This window comes from Streptomyces sp. bgisy130, from assembly GCF_057708345.1.
On the sequence record NZ_JBYISA010000121.1, the window covers coordinates 1 to 534 of the forward strand.

1 pseudogene is annotated in these 534 nt (G+C 64.6%); it reads right to left on the minus strand.

The window, feature by feature from the left end:
* Window positions 1-534: pseudogene (locus AC3EUV_RS38405) on the minus strand (IS5 family transposase); the annotation flags it as partial.

The window sequence follows — 534 nt, forward strand, 5'->3', positions numbered from 1 at the left end:
TTGCGGGCGATCCGCACTCCAATCCGCTTACCACGCAGCCATTTCCGCAGGTCGGGTCTGTCATACGCCTTGTCGGCGTGCAGGCGCTCGGGTTTGAAGTACCGGCCGCGGTGAGGGTCGTGTCTCGTTTGGTGACCCTCGACCATCAGCTTCAGTCCTTGGCTGTCGTGGGTGTTCCCCGCCGAGACGCCGACGACCAAGGGCAGTCCGTTCGCGTCCGACAGGATGTGCATCTTGGAACCCGGCTTGCCTCTGTCCACGGGCGACGGGCCTGTGAGTTCGCCCCCTTTTTGGCCCTGATGTGGGCTGAGTCCAAGACCACGCGGGAGACGTCGATCAAGCTGGCATCGTCGAGCCGGTGCAGGATCACCTCGTGCAGCCGGCCCCACACGCCGGCCCGCGACCAGATCAGAAACCGGCGGTGGGCGGTCGACTTCGATATCCCGAAGCACGGCGGCAACGCACGCCAGGAACAGCCACTGACCAGCACGTAGATGATGGCCGCGAACACCGTTTCATCAGGCGTGTCCTGGG